The organism is Prosthecobacter sp., assembly GCF_044227185.1.
Taxonomy (GTDB): domain Bacteria; phylum Verrucomicrobiota; class Verrucomicrobiia; order Verrucomicrobiales; family Verrucomicrobiaceae; genus Prosthecobacter.
This window is the reverse complement of record NZ_JBGAFO010000002.1, coordinates 719,512-737,402: the sequence shown is the minus strand read 5'-3', so window position 1 is coordinate 737,402 and position 17,891 is coordinate 719,512. Positions and strand designations below refer to the sequence as shown.

13 protein-coding genes are annotated in these 17,891 nt (G+C 62.8%); 3 read left to right on the top strand and 10 right to left on the bottom strand.

The annotated features are described in order from the left end of the window. Window positions 1-16 precede the first annotated feature (16 nt). From ppk1 to ACILSQ_RS07425, 4 genes are all read right to left on the bottom strand, one after another. On the bottom strand, window positions 17-2,170 hold the full coding sequence (ppk1, locus tag ACILSQ_RS07440) for a polyphosphate kinase 1 (RefSeq protein WP_395742962.1): 2,154 nt from the start codon (window positions 2,168-2,170) through the stop codon (window positions 17-19). Next, on the bottom strand, window positions 2,145-3,701 hold the full coding sequence (locus ACILSQ_RS07435; RefSeq protein ID WP_395742961.1) for a hypothetical protein: 1,557 nt from the start codon (window positions 3,699-3,701) through the stop codon (window positions 2,145-2,147). Before ACILSQ_RS07435 ends, ppk1 begins: the two co-directional genes overlap by 26 nt. Window positions 3,702-3,735: 34 nt before the next feature. Further along, complete coding sequence (locus ACILSQ_RS07430; protein WP_395742960.1) at window positions 3,736-4,761, bottom strand: ROK family protein; 1,026 nt, start codon at window positions 4,759-4,761, stop codon at window positions 3,736-3,738. Between the two features lie 72 nt (window positions 4,762-4,833). Continuing rightward, window positions 4,834-6,087: an acetylxylan esterase gene (locus ACILSQ_RS07425; RefSeq protein ID WP_395742959.1), complete on the bottom strand. Its 1,254-nt coding sequence runs from the start codon at window positions 6,085-6,087 to the stop codon at window positions 4,834-4,836. Between the two features lie 77 nt (window positions 6,088-6,164). Here ACILSQ_RS07425 and ACILSQ_RS07420 point away from each other — a divergent pair, with 77 nt between their 5' ends. Continuing rightward, window positions 6,165-7,541, top strand: coding sequence for a lysostaphin resistance A-like protein (locus tag ACILSQ_RS07420; protein ID WP_395742958.1), 1,377 nt, complete (start codon window positions 6,165-6,167; stop codon window positions 7,539-7,541). A gap of 127 nt (window positions 7,542-7,668) precedes the next feature. Here ACILSQ_RS07420 and ACILSQ_RS07415 read toward each other — a convergent pair whose 3' ends face one another. From ACILSQ_RS07415 to ACILSQ_RS07405, 3 genes are all read right to left on the bottom strand, one after another. After that, window positions 7,669-9,237, bottom strand: coding sequence for an ammonium transporter (locus ACILSQ_RS07415; protein ID WP_395742957.1), 1,569 nt, complete (start codon window positions 9,235-9,237; stop codon window positions 7,669-7,671). Between the two features lie 193 nt (window positions 9,238-9,430). Beyond that, on the bottom strand, window positions 9,431-9,958 hold the full coding sequence (locus tag ACILSQ_RS07410) for a hypothetical protein (protein ID WP_395742956.1): 528 nt from the start codon (window positions 9,956-9,958) through the stop codon (window positions 9,431-9,433). A 36-nt stretch (window positions 9,959-9,994) separates the two neighbouring features. Then, window positions 9,995-10,462 carry a plastocyanin/azurin family copper-binding protein gene (locus tag ACILSQ_RS07405; protein ID WP_395742955.1) on the bottom strand — a complete coding sequence of 156 codons (468 nt, stop codon included), beginning with the start codon at window positions 10,460-10,462 and terminating at the stop codon, window positions 9,995-9,997. Window positions 10,463-10,617: 155 nt separating this feature from the next. On the opposite strand from ACILSQ_RS07405, the gene ACILSQ_RS07400 reads away from it, so the two are divergent. Next, window positions 10,618-11,976: a DUF1552 domain-containing protein gene (locus tag ACILSQ_RS07400; RefSeq protein WP_395742954.1), complete on the top strand. Its 1,359-nt coding sequence runs from the start codon at window positions 10,618-10,620 to the stop codon at window positions 11,974-11,976. 23 nt (window positions 11,977-11,999) lie between these two features. On the opposite strand, the gene ACILSQ_RS07395 is transcribed toward ACILSQ_RS07400, so the two are convergent. From ACILSQ_RS07395 to ACILSQ_RS07385, 3 genes are all read right to left on the bottom strand, one after another. Continuing rightward, the gene (locus ACILSQ_RS07395; RefSeq protein ID WP_395742953.1) at window positions 12,000-14,015 is read right to left on the bottom strand and encodes a hypothetical protein; all 2,016 of its coding nucleotides are present in this window, start codon (window positions 14,013-14,015) and stop codon (window positions 12,000-12,002) included. Between the two features lie 230 nt (window positions 14,016-14,245). Beyond that, entirely contained in the window at window positions 14,246-15,409 is a 1,164-nt protein-coding gene (locus ACILSQ_RS07390) for a hypothetical protein (protein WP_395742952.1), read from the bottom strand. Further along, the gene (locus tag ACILSQ_RS07385; protein WP_395742951.1) at window positions 15,406-16,059 is read right to left on the bottom strand and encodes a TPM domain-containing protein; all 654 of its coding nucleotides are present in this window, start codon (window positions 16,057-16,059) and stop codon (window positions 15,406-15,408) included. The genes ACILSQ_RS07390 and ACILSQ_RS07385 overlap by 4 nt, the downstream gene beginning before the upstream one ends. A 187-nt stretch (window positions 16,060-16,246) precedes the next feature. Here ACILSQ_RS07385 and ACILSQ_RS07380 point away from each other — a divergent pair, with 187 nt between their 5' ends. Then, on the top strand, window positions 16,247-17,818 hold the full coding sequence (locus tag ACILSQ_RS07380) for a hypothetical protein (RefSeq protein WP_395742950.1): 1,572 nt from the start codon (window positions 16,247-16,249) through the stop codon (window positions 17,816-17,818). Window positions 17,819-17,891 lie beyond the last annotated feature (73 nt).

Genomic DNA, 17,891 nt, shown 5'->3' with positions numbered 1-17,891 from the left:
AATGGCTGACATGACTTCACTTCGGCGTATGCGGCACCAGCACGTCCGGTGATTCATTCGCCTGCCGGGCACGTTTGGCCATTTCGCGGGCGAACTGCTCCTGGGAGCGGTGCTTTTTGGCGGCCGTGACCTGGGGGAGCTGCCAGGCGCCGTCGGCTTTGAGGATGCGGCCCCGGGCGGTGTCGGCAAAGTGGATCTCCAGGATGCGCAGCAGGCGTTTGCGCGCCTCCTTGTCCTCGACCGGAGTGAGCAGCTCCACGCGCTTGGAGAGATTGCGGTTCATGAAGTCCGCGCTCGCGATGAAGACGGCGGGCTTGCCTCCCTGGCGGAACCAGAAGATGCGCGCGTGCTCCAGATAGCGGTCGATGATGCTGACGACGCTGATGTTTTCGCTGATGCCCTTGATGCCGGGGCGCAGGCAGCAGATGCCGCGCACATTGAGGCGGATCTTCACGCCCGCCTGGGAGGCCTCGTAGAGCGCCTCGATCATCTGGCGGTCTTCGAGCGCGTTCATCTTCAGCATGATCTCGGCGGCCTCGCCCTGGCGGGCGCGTTCGGTTTCGCTGCGGATGAGGGAGAGCAGGCGCTCACGCAGGCCATAGGGGGCCATGCTGAGCTTGCTGAAATGCACGAAGCGCGAGCGCCCGGTGACGGTGTTGAAAAACGCGGAGGCGTCCGCGCCATAGTCGGCCCGGCAGGTGAGCAGGCTGATGTCCGTGTAGAGCTTCGAGGTGGCCTCGTTGTAATTGCCCGTGCCGAAGTGCATGTAGCGCGTCATGTGGCCGGATTCCCGGCGCATGACCAGGCAGACCTTGGCATGAGTTTTCAATCCGGCGACGCCGTAAATGATCTGCGCCCCTGCGTTGATGAGGTCATTGGCTCGTTCCAGATTGCGGGCTTCGTCGAAGCGCGCCTTCAGCTCCACCAGCACGGTCACGTGCTTGCCCGCCTGCGCGGCGCGGATGAGTGCGGAGATGATGCGGCTGTTTTTGGCGGTGCGGTAGAGGATCTGTTTGATCGCGATGACATTCGGATCTGCCGCGGCTTCTTCGACCAGCGCGAGAATGGGATCGAAGCTTTCATAAGGATGATGCAGCAGAATATCGCCACGCTTGATCGCGTCGAAGATGCTCTCGCCGGGCGTGATCGCCGTGCTCAGGTGGCTGTCCCACGGATCGACCTTGAGCTCATCAAAGCCCGAGATGCCGGCGATCTGGAAGAACGCGCGCAGGTCCAGCTCGCCGGGAATGTCATAGATCTGCGCGGTGCGCGCTCCGCAGAGGTCGCGGATGATGCGGGTGTGCTCACGCGAGGCGCCCGCCTCGATTTCGATGCGGATGGCCGGGCTTTGCAGGCGCTTTTCCAGCACTTCCTCCATCTCGCTGGCGAGGTCAAAGGCGCTCTCGTCATCCACGGTGATGTCCGTGTTGCGGCTCACGCGAAAACGGGCGGGCGCGGTGACCTTCTCCGCCGGGAAAAACTCGCCGATGAACAGCGCGACGACATCTTCCAGATTCACATAGAGATACTGGCCGCCGTCCGGATCAGGAATCAGCACATGCCGCGGCAGGTTGGCCGGCAGCGGCAGCAGCACGTGGCGCTTCTCCGCCTCGCCGCTGTCACCACCGCTGACGGTGCAGAGCAGCACGATGTTCAGCGCGGGGATGGCCGCGCGCGCGCCGCTGTCATCCACCACCACGGGGGAGAGCACGGGAAAGATGTGCTCGTCAAAGTACTCGCGCAGCATGGTGCGCTGCACCGGGGTGAGCTCGGTGTTCAGCAGGCGGCGGATGCCCTTCTCTTTCATCAGCGGCACGAGCTGCTGCTGCAGGATGTCATACTGGCGGGCCACAAAGACGGCGGTCTGCTGGTGCACCTGCTCCCACTGCTGCGTGGGGGTGAGGCCGGCATTGTCGCGCACGCGCCGGCCCTGCTCGCGCAGGAGCTGCAGGCCGCCGATGCGGACCATGAAAAACTCATCGAGGTTCGAGGCGGTGATGGCCAGGAACTTCACACGTTCCAGCACGGGCAGGTCTGTGCGCGCGGCTTCATCCAGCACGCGTGAGTTGAAGGCCAGCCAGCTCAGCTCGCGGTTGATGAAGTGCTCCTCGGTCAGGCGCAGCTGCGGCGGTGCGGGTGGTGCTTCAGGATTTGGCGAGGAGGATGTCATAACCGTAAATTTCGCGGAAGAGCCCGCACTTCAGATCGATGGCAATCTGTTCAATGGTGGTGTCGTCCGCGCCCTGCGTCAGAACGTTGAGCCGGGTGCCCTCGGGGCGGAGCTGGATGGTCTTGATGCGCTGCGCATGGCTGCGGTCCAGCGAGTCCGCCAGGCGCAGCAGCGCGGCCAGCTTTAGCACGATCATGCGCTCCTCGCGGGAGAGGTCGGAGAAGTAGGGGTGGTTCGGCTCGGGATCATAGCGGCGGTGGTACCGCGCCAGCAGGGCCACCATCACGCGGTCGCTGGAGCTGAGGCCGAAGAGCTCCGTATGCATCAGGATGTAAAGGCTGTGCTTGTGGTGCTCGCGCGGGCTGATGAACATGCCCACCTCATGCAGTGTGGCGGCCACCCGCAGCACGAGCTCGTACTTGGCGTCCAGGGCGTGCAGGTGCTGCAGCTCGCGGAAGAGCTGGCGGGAAAAATTGGCCACGTGGTCGGCGTGCTTGCGGTCGGTCTTGTACCGCAGGCCCACCTCGCAGGCGGCCTGCATCACCTCCTCCTGGAAGATCGCCGTGCGCGAGCCGGAGGTCATCAGATCCAGCATCAGCTCGAGCTGGAAGTCGCCTTCCGGCACCCACAGGGAATCATCGCCAAAACGGCGTGCCAGCGCGAGATTGGTCTGCAGGGCGGGGACGATGCCTTCACCCCCGGTGTAATGCACATGCAGTTCGCGCACGAGTTCATCGGGGCTCAGGCGCGCCAGCTTGTCCGTGAGCCGCGCCAGATCAGGCTCCAGCACACGGTGGGCTCCATGGCGCGCCCTGCCCAGCAGCGGCGCCACGCTTTGGATCTCCGCGCCGATGGCCACGTGATGATCAATCTTCACGTCCGAGTAGTCCTGGGCCAGGTGGTCCACCACACCGCGGATGTGCTCCTCCAGATGCACCATCTGCTGCCGCGCCTCGTCATCCTGCGTGGCCACGGCCTCGCGCGCGCGGAAGATGCCCAGCCGGTAGTTGGTGTACGTGGCCAGACGCCCCTCCTTGAAATAGATCGCGCGCGTGTTTCCCGGCCCGATGTGGGACACCACGGTGTTCCCCTTGGCCAGCAGCGGATTTTTCAGCAGCATGCGCTGCGCGATCTGGTACACGAGCCGGGTCATGTTGCCGTCGTCGATGAGGCTCGGAGCCACGCCGCTGTGAACCTGCAGGCGGTTGAGGAAGATCTCATGGTTCACCGCCTCCGCGAGAATGTTGGAGGTGAAGAGGCGCAGTTGTGAAGACGGAATGCCATACTCGCGCATCGTCTGCAAAAAGTCGCGGAGGATGGCCGCCGCCTGATCCACGGTGTTGCGCGAGATGCTGCGGGCGCGGAAAATATCCCGCGCCACCGGCAGCGGACGGTCCAGGCTTTCGATGCGCGTGAACTGCCCTTTCTCATCCTTCCGGCCAATCACGAGCGAGACCGAGGCCGCGCCCACGTAGATCACGGCATGTTCCGGCGGCGTCTTGAACGAGAAAGGTGGTGTCGCTTCACTCATGGTATGGATTCGAAATGAAACGTGCCGGAACGAATCATGGCTTTGAATTTCGCATCCATGCCACCGCACCGGCGGCCACGGCCTGGCCGCCCAGTTTGGCCAGCGAGTACTTCACGCCGCGGGCCAGCTCAGGGATGGCGTAGTGCTCCACCTCCTCCTTGAGCAGGTTCAGGTAAAGGCCCGGGAGTTCTTCCACCAGCCCTCCGCCGAGCGTGATGCGGTCCGGCGCCAGCAGGTTGACCACGGTGGCCACCCCCATGCCGAGATAGCGGATGGAGTTGCGGAACATGATCATGGCCGCGTCTTCCCCGCTGCGGAAGGCATTGGCCAGCGCCTTGCTGCGGATCTGGCGCAGCGCCCCCTCGGTCTTTTTATCGAGCTCGGGAAGCTGGCCGCGGTAGCAGGCCAGACCCGCCTGCGAAGCCAGCGCCAGACGGCTGGTGAGATCTTCCAGCGTGACGGTGCCAAAAACAGGGCTGCCAATGTGCGTGCCGGGGAAAAGAATATTCCCCAGCTCCATGGCGGAGATGGCGCGGCCCATCACGATCTGGCCGTTATAAACGAACCCCGCGCCCACCCCCGTGCCCGGAAACACCCCCAGCAGGGAGCGCGCGCCCTTGCCAGCGCCCAGCGCGTACTCGCCATAGGTGCCGGCATCCACGTCGTTCAGCACGGTGATGGGGCATTTGAACTGGTTTTGCAGCAGCTTGCGCAGGGCCATGTTCGTCCAGCCCAGATTCGGCGCGAAAATGAGGATGCCCTTGTCAGGATTCACCAGCCCGGGACAGCCGATGCCGATGCCCTGAATCCCCTTCGGATTCACACCCGCCTCCGCGATGGCCTCGTGGATGGCCTTGACGATTTTGTTCCGCCCCTTGGCCGCGCCGTCGGAACCATTGGTCGATTTGCGCGCGGAGCCGAGCACGTTGTAGTTCGCATCGAGCACCGAGGCCATCATCTTCGTGCCGCCGAGATCAAAGCCGATCCAGAAGGGCACGTTGCGAAGTTTTTTGGACGGTTTCTTGGGCGCGGATTTGGTTTTCGCTTTTTTGGCGGGCATGGCGTGGAAAGGACATGCCCAAGACACACGGGCTTTGGGATGCGGCAAGCGACAATGTTTGCGCCCGCTGTCTTACTTCGCCCAATGCCGCGCGGCAAAGTTCAGGTACTGCGTCCAGTCGTAGTCGGTCACGTCGTGTTTGCCCGTGCGGTTGTGGTAGCCGACGAAATCGCCCACAGGAGTGTCGATGGCGGGCTGCTCCTCCACGCCCACGCCCTTTTTGCCGAAGAGGGCATACACCGGGCTGGCAAACTTGCCGGAGAGGAATTCGCCCTTCTGGTCCGCCCAGTGGTCTTCGCCGGCGCTGGCGATGTAGATGGGGCGTGGAGCCGCCAGGGCGATGAGCATGTGCGCATCCACCGGGCAGGCGGCGGCGTTTCCGGCGAAGCTTTTGTAGGTGGGGGTGAACCAGTGGGGGAAGGCCTTGGTGATGATGGCCGTGGTCTCGCCAAAGTCGCGCCGCATCAGGGCCGCCCCGCCTTCACCTGAGTCATTGGAAATGACGATGCCAAAGCGCTCGTCCTGCGCACCGGCCCAGAGGGAGGTCTTGCCCAGACGCGAATGGCCGATGACGGCCAGGTGCCTGCCATCGACCTGCGGGTCGGTCTGCAGGTAGTCGGCGATGCGGCTGAGCCCCCAGGCCCAGGCGCCGATGGCTCCCCACTCGCCGTCTTTCCACACGGTGTTCGCGCCCTCCTTGCTCACGGCGGCGCGCAGACCCTCCTTCCAGCCGTCGGCGTGGTCGGGCTCGATGTCACCGTAATAGGCGGTGGCCACGGCAAAGCCGCGCTTGAGGATCATCTCCAGCGGCCAGCGGCTGCTCTCCGTGCCGCGCGTGGCCTCCGTGGCATGATGCTCCACGATGTTCTTCTCCTTGCTCTCACGCATCCAGCGCGTGCTCAGCGGCACATCGGGCTCGGTGCTTACGGCATGATTGCCGCCAAAGCTCAGGCCGACGAAGCAGGGGGCGGCTTTGACGTTGTTGGGCGTGTAGAGCATCACGTCCATTCCCGGCCATGCGGGACGGTCCGGCAGCGAGATGTGAATGAATTTCCGTGTGGCCAGGCCGCCCAGCGCATCCGTTTTCGTTGCGGTCACCTCAAACTTCGGCGCGCCGATGCCAGCGGGAGTCTTGCCATAGACGTTGTCCTCGAAGAGCTTCAGAATCTCCGGCCGGCGCTTCTGCGTCCACTCCTCGGCGGTGGTGAGTTTCAGATCCGGCAGCGGATCGCTGCCCACTTTGGCTTCATCATAGTTCACCCCAGGGCGCGGGGTCTGGGCCAGGGCGGCGGAGGCGGCGAGCAGGAGAAAGAGAGGGGTGCGCATGGTTGGAGAAGACGGAACGTGGCGGCGGCACAGAATTGTGCGTGCCATTGCTGGAAAGGCGTTGTTTCATCGGCGGCATGACAACATCCATGAATGACTCCGCCCTGCCCCCGCCGCTGCCTGTTTCGAAGCCCGGCTTCTCCCCACGCTGCTCGCTGCTGGGGGCGGTGCTGGCGGTGGCCGTCATCGCCGCATGCGTGGTGTTTGTGGTGCGTACGCACGCGTCCCATCGGAAGGGGGAGGGCGCTGGGGAGCATCCGAACCGCATGCTCGAGCTGATGGCGCGCTACGTCGTGGGAGTGAAGGAGCTGATGCGCGCCACTCAGCAGCCGGATGGCGGACTCATGGAGGTGGTGGCGCAGGACATCACCAAATATTCGCTCACGGATGAGGATGCGCTGCGTCTCATGATCTTGAAGGGCTGGCTGAAAGGTGCCTGGCCTGCGGAGGATGCGCTCGACGCGGTCGCCGCGAAGAACGCGGGCTTGCGTGCGGATGTGGAGACGCTGCGGCAGATGAAAGCAGGTCATGGTGAAGCGCCGGCAGAGGCCTGGAAGAAGCTGCGTCAGCGCCATGGCTGGCTGGCCGAGCTGGCCCGTGCGCAGACGGGGGATGACAAGGCGAAGCAGACTGTGGCGGAGCAGGGGCTCCAGACCGCGGCGGTCTTGTTCGCCGTCAGTCTGCTGGGCATGCTGGCGGCCGTGGCCGGTCTGGGAGTGCTGATCTGGGGCATCGTGCGCTGGCAGGGCGGGAAGCTGCGCCTGACACTGGCGCTGCGCAGCCGGGGTGAGGGCGGCGTGCTGCTGGAAGGGTTCGCGATTTATCTGGCCTTGTTTTTGTTGGTGCCCTGGCTGCTGCGGCAAATGTTCACCTCGCTGCCATACGGAGCGGCCTATGGGCCTGCATTGGTCGTCCTTGTCATTGGCATGATGTGGCCCCGCGTGCGTGGCATGCAGCGGGCTGAGTGGCGTGAGGCTCTGGGCCTGCATCGCGGACAGGGGTGGTGGCGCGAGATGGGCGTGGGGATCCTGGTCTGGCTGGCCTCGCTGCCACTGCTGGTGGTGGGAATGATCGCCGCGTCCTGGATCATCAAGGTCACGGGAGAGTTTCCCTCGCATCCCATCGTGGATGTCTTTGCCGGCAGCGGCTGGGCAAAGTTTGCCGCCATCCTGCTGGCCGTCGTGTGGGCGCCGGTGTCTGAAGAGATCATGTTCCGCGGGCTGCTCTTTCCCGGACTCTCCGCCTGGCTGCGCTCGCTGCTGGGGGCGTTGCTTGGCGCTTTTGTCTTTGCTGCTGTGCATCCGCAGAGCTGGGCGGGCGTGCCGGCCATCATGGCTCTGGCCTGTTCCTTCTCTTTCCTGCGCCTGTGGCGGCGCAGCCTCATTGCTCCGATGACGGCCCACGCGCTGAACAACGGCATCATGTGCGTGGTGATGCTGATCCTGTGGTCCTGAGTCCGGGACCCGCTCAAATTCCCCGGAAGAGCGCCCGGAGGCGAAGGATGCGGGATGCGTGCATAAAAAAAGACCGGGCTGATCGCTCAGCCCGGTCTGAGGGTTAAAGGAGCTCGTCCTGCCAGAATCAATGTTCGTAGCCGGATTCGCCGTGTTCGGCGAGGTCGAGGCCCTGGCTTTCCACTTCAGGCTCGGGACGCAGACCCACGACGATCTTGACGATGATGGTGATCACCAGCGTGGCGGCGACGCTCCACGCGATGGTCACACCCACCGCCTTGAGCTGCTCGCCGAGGAGGCCTGGGAGCAGGGGTTCGATGCCGGGATTGGCCTCCTTGCTGGCAAACACACCAGTCAGGATGGCACCCATCGTGCCGCCGACGCCGTGAACGCCGAAGGTGTCGAGAGCGTCGTCATAACCGAGCAGGTTCTTCAGGTAAGCCACCGCAAGGAAGGGCACGACGCCAGCGGCCACACCCATGATCATCGCCGAGTTGGCGGTGACGAACCCCGCAGCGGGGGTGATGACGACCAGGCCAGCGACGATGCCGGAGCAGAAACCAAGCACGGAGGGCTTGCCTTTGAGAATCCATTCGGCGACGGCCCACACGAAACCAGCGGTGGCGGCGGCCAGCGTGGTGGTCATGAAGGCATTGGCGGCGATGCCGTCAGCACCGAGGGCGGAGCCTGCATTGAAACCATACCAGCCGACCCAGAGCATGCCGGTGCCAACGGCGCAGAGCACCATGCTGTGGGGAGCCATGGGCTCCTTGCCGAAACCTTTGCGCTTGCCCAGCAGAAGGCAGAGCACCAGGGCGCTCCAGCCGGATGTCATGTGAACGACCGTGCCGCCCGCGAAGTCGATGGCCTTGATGGCGGCGCCGGCGCTGTTAAGCGGGCCGCACATCATGCCGGTGCTGCTCCACACCATGTGGGCGAAGGGGAAATAAACCGCGAACATCCACAGGGTGACGAAGACCAGCACCGCAATGAACTTCATGCGTTCGGCGATGGCGCCGATGATGAGCGCGGGCGTGATGATGGCGAAGCTGAGCTGGAACATGCACCACATGGCGTCTGAGATCCAGTAGTAGCCGGCGCCGGCGGCGTAAGGAGACACGCCGTTCAGCATCTTCATCGAAAGATCGCCGATGTAGGCATTGCCCGCGCCGAAGGAGAGGCTGTAACCACAGGCCCACCAGAGGATGGTGACCAGGCCGGCGATGCCCATGCACTGGGCGATGACGGAGAGCACGTTCTTCTTGCGCACCAGGCCGCCGTAGAAAAGGAAGAGGCCGGGGAGCGTCATGAAGATCACCAGCGCGGTGCTGACCATCTGCCACGCATTGTGGCCCGGGCCAGGCTGGCCGCCGATGTTGGACTTCCACTTGGTGGGGCCGTCTTCACCGGCCTTGCCATTGAGAACATACTTTTCCAAGTCGAACACACGCTGCTCCATGGTGGCGGCGGGCGGCTCGGCCGGGGCGGCAGGTTCAGCAGCAGCCGCTGGAGCCGGAGCCGGGGCGGGCGTGGGCGTGGGCGCTGCCGCAGGGGCAGCCGGGGCGGGGGCGGCAGCGGGTGCCGGTGCTGCAGTCTGACCGCGGGCGCTGCCGGGGTTGAATGCGAGGGTGGTGAGGGCAACTACCGCAGCAATTGCCATGCTGCGCCAGGTTCGAGTGTGGTTGAGTTTCAGCATAAGTCAGGGTGTGGAATTTAGCTCCGGTCCCAAGCTCAAGCATGGCGCGTGCCAAGTCCTCTTTTGTTTTTGCCACCCCTGTTTTTTAAAGCCACTCCATGTTTCGGCCGCGATTTTGTCTAATATATACGAAAAAGCGGGTGGGAAACCCCACCCGCCTAAGGCAAAACAACCTGATGAAATGAGCCGTTGCTTATTTGGCGAACGGACTGAGCACGATCTTTTTGAAGTCCTCCGCCAGCTTCGCGATGGCGTCCTTCGGCCCCGTGAGTTTCACGAAGATGTTGGATTCCCCGGCGGGCACGATGGCGGCGATGAGCGTGTAGTTCTCGCGGGGAGTCTTGGCGCCCATCGGAGGACCGTCATTGTAGGTGCCCGTGGCGGTCACCAGGGTGATCTTCTTGTCTCCGGCGGGAAGTTCTTCACGCTTGGACTCCGGCGTGCCCTGAAACTGCCCCAGCCAGCGCTTCACATTGGCTTCGGTGTCGCCCCCGCCTCCCGGGCCGGGGAAGCTGTAAAACACGGCTTCCACCGGCTTCTCGGCGCCTTCCACCTTGGCTGCCAGAGTTCCGGCACGAAACATGCCGGTGCTCTGGATTTCACTCCAGGGGGAGGAGAACTTGAAGCCCAGGCCGTTGACGTCCAGCTTGCCCTCCTCGCCACGAACGACGGAAGTGAGCGAGAGCAGGGCGATGAACGTGGGGATGAGGAGGTATTTCATGAGTTTGCGTGTGCGTGGGTTGGGTGAAGAATGAGGTTACTTGGTCACGTGCATCACACCGCGCATCAGCAGCCAGTGGCCGGGGAAGGTGCACATGTAGGGGTAGTCGCCCGCTTCCGCCGGAGCGGTGAATTCAATGGTGTCGCTCTGGTTCGGCTGCACCAGCTTGGTGTGGGCAAGGATGTCGGCCTTCGCGCCGTCGGGAATGTAATTCTTGGCCGGGCCCTGAGGATCTGTCATCATGACATTCGCCATTGCTCCCACGGCTTCGATCTTGCCGGGCTTCAGCAGGAGGAAATTGTGTGCGAGCGGAGCGACGCTGCCCGTGTTGTTGAGCGTCAGCTTCACCTTCTGCCCTGCCTTGACGGTGAGCTCGGTCTTGTTGTAGCCCATGGGGTTCATCGGATCCGGCTTGAGTTCGATGACCGCGACGCTGGCATCCTGGGCGAGGCCGGTGAGGGCGAGGGATGCGATGGAGGTGAGAAGGAGGCAGGTATGCTTCATGTTTTTTATTGGAGGATTTTGTGGGGGAAGCTTAATCGGGCCGCGTCGCCCGGGAATTTCAACTACTTTCGTGGGGGGGCATGCCGGGAATGCCTCTGTCTGGCACGAAAGTTTCTGTGAGCCGCTCCCGTAGTTACATTGTATAGTACCCCTGTATGAACGAATTCCGCGAAACCTCCCTCGCCGCCCATTCCCTCAGCCGCCGCCAGGTTCTGCGGGGGCTGGGTTCCGTCATTTCACTGCCCTTTCTGGAATCTTTCGGCGCACGAGCCTTTGCCGCGACCAGGCCGGCGGCCAAGCCGATGCGCGCCGCATGGATGTACATTCCCAATGGCGTGAATGTGGAGCAGTGGATGCCGAGTGGAGAAGGCACGGCCTACGAGCTCTCACCCTCCCTGAAGCAGATCGAGCAGTACCGCAATGACTTCATGGTGGTCTCCGGGCTCATGCAGGATTTTGCCCGCAGTCATGGCAATGGCGGCGGCGACCATGCACGTGCGACGGCCACGTTCCTCACCGGCTGCATGCCGAAGAAAACGGCGGGCGCGGACATTCATCTCGGCATTTCGGTGGACCAGATCGCAGCGCAAAAAATCGGCCATCTCACACGGCTGCCCTCGCTGGAGCTGAGCACGGACGGCCAGCGCAGCTCGGGCAAGTGCGACTCTGGCTACTCCTGCGCCTACCAGTTCAATCTCGCCTGGAAAAACGAGACCATGCCCATGGCGCCTGAAATGGACCCGCGCCTGGTGTTTGAGCGCATGTTTGGCCTCGGCGCCACCGCGGGCAAAGGGCCGGAGGCTGCCCGTGCCAGACGGATGCAGAAGAGCATCCTCGACACCGTGCTGGACGAAGCCAAAAGCCTGCAGGGCAAGGTGAACGCGGGAGACCGCCGCAAGCTGGACGAATACTTCACCTCGGTGCGTGACATCGAGCTGCGCATCGAGCGCGCGGAAAAATTTTCGGCACAGATCCCCGATGTGAAAATCCCCGATGGCATTCCTGATTCCTACGAGGAGCACATCCGCACCATGTTTGACCTCATGGTGCTGGCGTTTCAGACTGACACCACGCGGCTTTCCACCTTCATGCTGGCGCATGACGGCAGCAACCGCAGCTTCCCCGAACTCGGTGTGCCGGACGCGCATCACTCCCTCTCGCATCATCAGAGTGATCCGCAGAAGCTGGCGAAGATCGCAAAGATCGACCAGTTCTACCTGCGGCAGTTTGGCTACTTCCTCGACAAGATGAAATCGGTGAAGGAAGGAGACAGCACGCTGCTGGACAACTCCATGATCGTGTTCGGCGGCGGCATCGGCGATGGCAACCGCCACAATCACGACAACCTGCCCATCCTGCTGGCCGGACGCGCCGGCGGCACGCTGACCCCGGGCAAACGGGTGCTGCTGCCGGGCGAAACGCCAATGACAAACCTCTACCTCTCCATGCTGGACCGCCTCGGCGTGCCTGCGGAGAAGGTGGGAGACAGCACGGGCAAGCTGGAGATCAGCTAAGTTCCGTCCGCGGCTTTCTCCTCTCAGCGGCCTGCAGGCAGCGGCCGCTTGATGGTGGGAGGCAGGTCTGGCGAGGATTTGCGGATGCCCGGAGGAGGCATGTTCCCGCCGGACGGCGCGCCGGATTTGCTGCGGCTGCCGTTTTTCGAAATGCCCGGGGGAAGCTCGTCTGACTCAGGCGCTTTCTGCGCCGTGGAAATGTTTCTGGGAGCCGGGCCCGGAGCCATGGGCAGGGAGTACCAGTGCATCTGCGGCACGGCGCTCAGTTCCACCCACTGCTGGGAGCCGAGCTTTTTCCATTCCAGCTCCACCACGGCCCACACGTGCGTCTCCCACGGCATGCGGGTGCGCAGCTCCTGGGCGAGCTCGGAATCCTTGTCCAGAAACACCGAGGCCTGGAAGGAGTTGGGCGGCGCGGGGCCCACACGGAACGCATCTTTGCGGTCCAGGTTTGGCACGTCGTCCGTGAAGTAGTGATGGCGGATGATGCCGACGTGGAAGCAGGCCTTGCCGGTCTGGTAGGTCTGGAAGAATTTCTCCAGCATGCGGTCCTTGAACTCCACAAAGGCGACCCAGTCCACCTTGAACCCGTCCGCCTTCTCCTCCAGCATCACCGGCACGGCAAACTCCCAGGTCTTGTTCTCCAGGCTGAAGATGCAGTGCTTGCCGGAACCGAGCTCGGGATTCGGATCCATCCGCACAAACTGGATGCGGTCCACCGGGATGGGGCCGTCAGGCATGCGGGAGTAATAACGCTCCATCAGCGGTTTCATCAGGTCGGCGCCAAGAGTGTGCTGCAGACGTTCTTCGAGGGACTTGGACAGGAGGAATTTTTTGAGCGCCTCCACCGCGGGCTGGGCTGCGGCGGGCACGCCTTCCTCTTCGATCGTTTGCGACTGCACCATGCTGGCGGGGGCGGGGTTGGATGCGCCGCCGGCGGGCCCCAGATTCGTGTTGGGTTTGGCGGGCACCTCAAGCAGCGCACCGGCTCCCGGCGGCGCTGCAGGTGTGGTTGCGGATGGTGGGACGAGGCTGGTCGCTGCAGGCGGACTGGAAGGCTGCACCGCAGCCATCGGGTTCGCAGGTGCGGCAGGTCTGGGTTGCGATGCGGTCGGTTCTTGAGGATCGAAACCAACCGTGATCGGCGCAGGCTTTGGCGGGGACAACGGCGCAGTTTCTGGAGTGGCGGCCGGTTTTTCCGCTGTCACGGGATTGCTGGCCATGATGCCGGAAGCCGGATTGGAAGGCAGGGGTGCCTGCGTCGGCGGCGCTGCGTCTTCCTTGGAGACTTCTTCAGCCACGTCATGGCCCGCCAGGCCGGGGAACAGGCCGGAAAGATGGTCTTTCAAGAGAAACCCGACGAGCCCCAGAAACCCGAGCAGGAAAACGGCGGCGAAGGCAAGCCGGATGAAATTTGTGCCGCGTGGTGCCCGCAGGCTGGCGATGCTGCGCCCTGCCGGCAGCGGGGACTTGGGCCCTGAAGCGCCGCCGTCATGCCCAAGCGCGCCTCCAAGGCTGAGGGAAGGAGCGCCCAGGGCCTGCAGAGGCTGTGTCACCGGGGAGGAGGGCGCTGGGGGTACATCCCGGCCGAGCAGCGAAGAGCCGGGCAGCATTCCAGGCATTCCACCACCGCCACCCATGGGAGACATGTTGGGCAGGGTGGGGGCACCGGGAATGAAGCGGGACTGATTGGGCATCCCCGTTCCCGGGAGACCACCGGCACCGTCAAGAGACCCCAGAGGAGGCATGGCTGCGGGAGACGCCGGAGTGGAAGCCCATGGAGGCGGGCCGCCCGGAGGAGTATTGAGCGCGGCGCTGAGCGGCGGCTGCCCTGGCGCCCGTTTTGGCGGCAGCCCGGTGTTGAGATTGTTGAGACTGCCAGCGGGCATGCCCATGCCTGGCATCTCTCCCAGCATCGGAGAGGGCGGTGCAGGGGGCCAGGATGGCTGCGGGGCTGGTGCGGGTGCCGGTGCGGGCACCGGAGCCGCCATGGGAGCTGGAGACCACTGCGGCACCTGGGCCACCACAGGCGCAGGCATGGGGGAGGTGACCGTCTGACCACAGCTCGGACATGGACCCGTGACCCCTGCCATTTGCGCAGGCACTGTCAGGGTCGTACGGCAAAAACCGCACTGGAACTGGATCACGTCCGGGTTCATCACATCAGGTCATTATGGTCAATTTCACTAATTATCATTCAAGGATTGGTTTTGACAAATTGAAGTTGAAAAACTGACGCAGTTCTTACGCCAGAAAGGGCGGAAAACAGTCATCCGTAGCGGATCATGCCCCCGCCGCCGCCCGTAAAGGCTCCGCCCAGCCGAGGCACCGTTTCAGTCTCTGCCAGCATCCAGATGCGGCGACGCCTCCTGAGCTGCAGATGACGCAGAAAGCGGCGGCTGCCAGCGCCCGCCAGCCCCAGCAGCACCAGGCCTCCGGCACTCCAGTTCAGGACAGAAGTCAGATTCACGCCTCCGGAAGCAGCGCGCGCTTTCGCTGGCGCGCTGAATTCAGCCAGGGACTGCCCTTTGTCCGTCGGGTGAGCAGGATCAATTTTCAGGGCTTTCTGCAGCCAGAACAACCGTGTGGAAAGGTGAATGGTGTAGCGCCGCAGTTGATCCTGCTCGTTGCTGGTCTGCAGAGCTTCATTCAGGCATGCCTGAATCGTCTCATGGAGAAACGGGGTGGAGATCTGGTCGTGAACAGAACCGCTGACGAACAGACGCGTCCGCCAGGGCTCGCCCAGGGGATAGACCAGCAGGCAGGCGTCAGACTGCAGCAGACCTCCGGAGGCGATTTTTTCGAGCTCGGCACCTTCCGGCAGCCTTTGATCGCGCGCCATGATCAGCACATACAGCTTGATGCGGGCATCCTGCGCATGGAATTCCAGCAGACGCATCAGGTCATGATTCTGGATTTCAGGCACAAGCTGGTCGGGATCGATGAGGTACTCCCGGGGCAGGCTTTGCGCGCAGGCGGCGAGAAACTCGGGGGAAACGTCCTTGAGCGATGCGAGCGAAGTCGGCTGCTGCACCGGGCCCGGGCGGCTTTCCAGGGGCTGGCCCAGGATGGCTTCCGGCAGGAACAGCCGCATGTCCGCGGCCTGCAGGCGCGGTGAAAGCTCGCTGTCGTGAGGATCGAAAAAATGATCCAGCCGGGGACCGCTGGAGAGAGGGGTGCGGATCAGGTCATTGATGTCGGAGGCCACCTCCCCGTTGCTGGGCAGCGCCCCGGGGCTGTTGACGTTGGGAAGGCTGTCGCGAAATGCCTTGAGCTCCTGCTCGCTCCAGCGGGGCAGCGGCAGTGCGTGCTCCTCCGCTTTTTCTGCCTGCTGCGCGACTTCACCTGAGGCCGCCGGCGCGCAGAGCAGCGCGAACAGCGCCAGGCACAAAGCTCTGGCGGCTGCCACGGAATCTGGAGACGACCTGCTCATGCCGGTGGTGCGGGGTGCCCCGCGAGAGGGCGGGATGGCTGCCGGTGTCCGCCACGCAGCGGCTGCAGCCCGATGTCAGAAACGGAGTCCGCAATGCCGGCGGCTTCAGGCTTCCACTGCATGCGGCGGGCGTGCTTCCGCAGCACCTCGCCGGCACGAACACAGGTGGCCTCAATGGCCATGCCGAAGGCGCCTTTCCGCAGATGGCTGCCGAGAGTCTGCATCATGCGGGACATGATTTTTGCACTGAAACAGTTTTCAATGGCATATCCCAGAGTGATGCAGGCAGTTTGTGCGGCAGGATCCACCACCAGCACCATGCCAAAATCATTGCGCCGGCTCACGGAGTGGGTGTTGAAGGCCCCTTGATTGAGGAGCCAGAAACCCAGCTCGGCAACGCTCAGATTACTGGGTAGAGTGCCTAGGTAAACAGCAAAAAAAGCTTGTGGGAAACTGCGTTCAAAATCGTCCAAAACGACTTCCGCCCGGCGGCTGTCCTCCAGCCGCAAACAGTGAGCGGCGTCGGTGATGCGCTCCAGCCTAACCCATTGATTTCCAAGATAACTATGAAGCAACCGCGCTGAAAAGCCGCAGGCAGGGCAGGAAGTCTGCTCTGGCTGAACGCTTGCGTGGCAGCGTGGACATTTCATGATTCTAGAATATATGGAATATACAATCAATCAAGCCTTATTTCATCACTCATGACACAGAAAAAATGTTTACACCGTCTGCCCTTTGTGGTGTAACTATGGGAGATTGCATAAATAAAAACGAACGTTGAATCCATCGGCCGTTCCAACCTCGCAGTTCAACGTTCAATTTTTCCATTACCTGATCATGAAGCTCGCCCCCACCATTATCATCCTCGGCAGTCTGCTGACTGCAGGTTCTCTCCAGGCCAAATGGTCGCGCATTCCAATCATCAAAGAAAAGCCAGTCAATACCATCACCGGCCCTGCGAGCAATGCCTCTCTCGACAGTTCCTCCGGCTTTGGTCATGTGGATTCCATTCTCTCCAGCGACATCACGGCGTCGTCCACAGTGTCGGCCGGAAAGAGCTTTGTGCTGGTGAACCTGGGCAAGCCGGTGCTGATTTCTTCTTCTTCGTTTGTCAATGACGGCATCGAGGGGCGCGCCACACTTTCCGCGAGCGCTGACAAAAACGGCTGGGCGGTTCTTGAAGAAAAAGTTTTCTCCGCGGCGGATCGCACGGTGGAGTTCAAATTTGCCGGCATCCAGGCCAAGTTTGTGAAGCTTGAGCTGGCTCTTTCCAAGGGCGGCATCATTCGCTACCTGCAGTTCTTCGGTGCCGCGAGCGACAAAGGATATGCCGTGAAGCAGTCTGCGGATGGCAAGGGCGGCAAGCCCACCGACCTCATCAACGGCCTGGGTGGTGCGCGTGTGATTTACGCAGCGCCGAAACCTGCCAACGGTCTCGACACCGCCGTCACCTACAACAAGTTCGCGTTCCCCGAGTCCGATGAAAAGTACCGCACCATCATCTATGATTTCGGCCAGCTCCGCATTCTGAACGAGTTTGCCTCCGTCCACTCGCCACGTCCGGTGCGCTTCGAGGTCTTTGCCTTCGACAATCTTCCGGAGAAGGAAGACTGGCGCGGCCGCATGGCGTTTGACCCGAATGACTTTGGTAACAAGGCTCCGGTGGCCGTGGCCGAGGACACCCGGGGCACCGGCTCGCTCAAAGCCAAGCCTGCCAAGGCGGTGAAGACCCGCTATCTGGCGCTGCGCTGGGAGCCTGAATTCAACCCGCCGGACTTCCAGTGCACGGGTGCCGCCGAGGGCAACGTCATCAACATCGTCACCACCAACACTGTCACCATCACCAACTCTGACGGTACCAAAACCGTGGTGACCGTGACGGTGGGTGATGCCCATGGTGCTGGTGCTGCCACCAGCGACGTGACTCCTGAAAATGCCGGCCAGATGATCGCCCAGGGCACTGCCACCAGCAGCGACACGACGGTGGTCACCACGGCAACGTTTGCCGCAGGCGTGGATCCGTCCGCACCGGGTGCGCAGCCGATCAGCTCAGTCACCACCACAGGGACCTCGACGGTGACAGTCACCACACAGTCCGATGGCACAGTGGTGACGACGAGTCAGTCAAAAACCGTGGACACGACCACAGGTACCACAGTCACCACCTCCATCACGGAGACCAAGGCACCTGATGGAACGACCACTACCTCCACGTCACAGACCACTACTGACGCCGGTGGGAATTCCACCACTCAGCAGGGCACCAATGTGAACGTAAGCCAGACGAGCAGCACGAGCTCGAGCAGCAACGGCAACCTGGCTGGTGGCAGTTCGCCTTCTCCGAGCGGCAACGGTTCAACCAGCGCCAACGTGACCAACACGATCTCGACTGCGGCGACTTCGCCCTAAAACGGATTGAGTTCTTTTCGATCCCGCGTCGGCTGTGAGGCTGGCGCGGGATTTTTTTTTGACCTGACCTGAA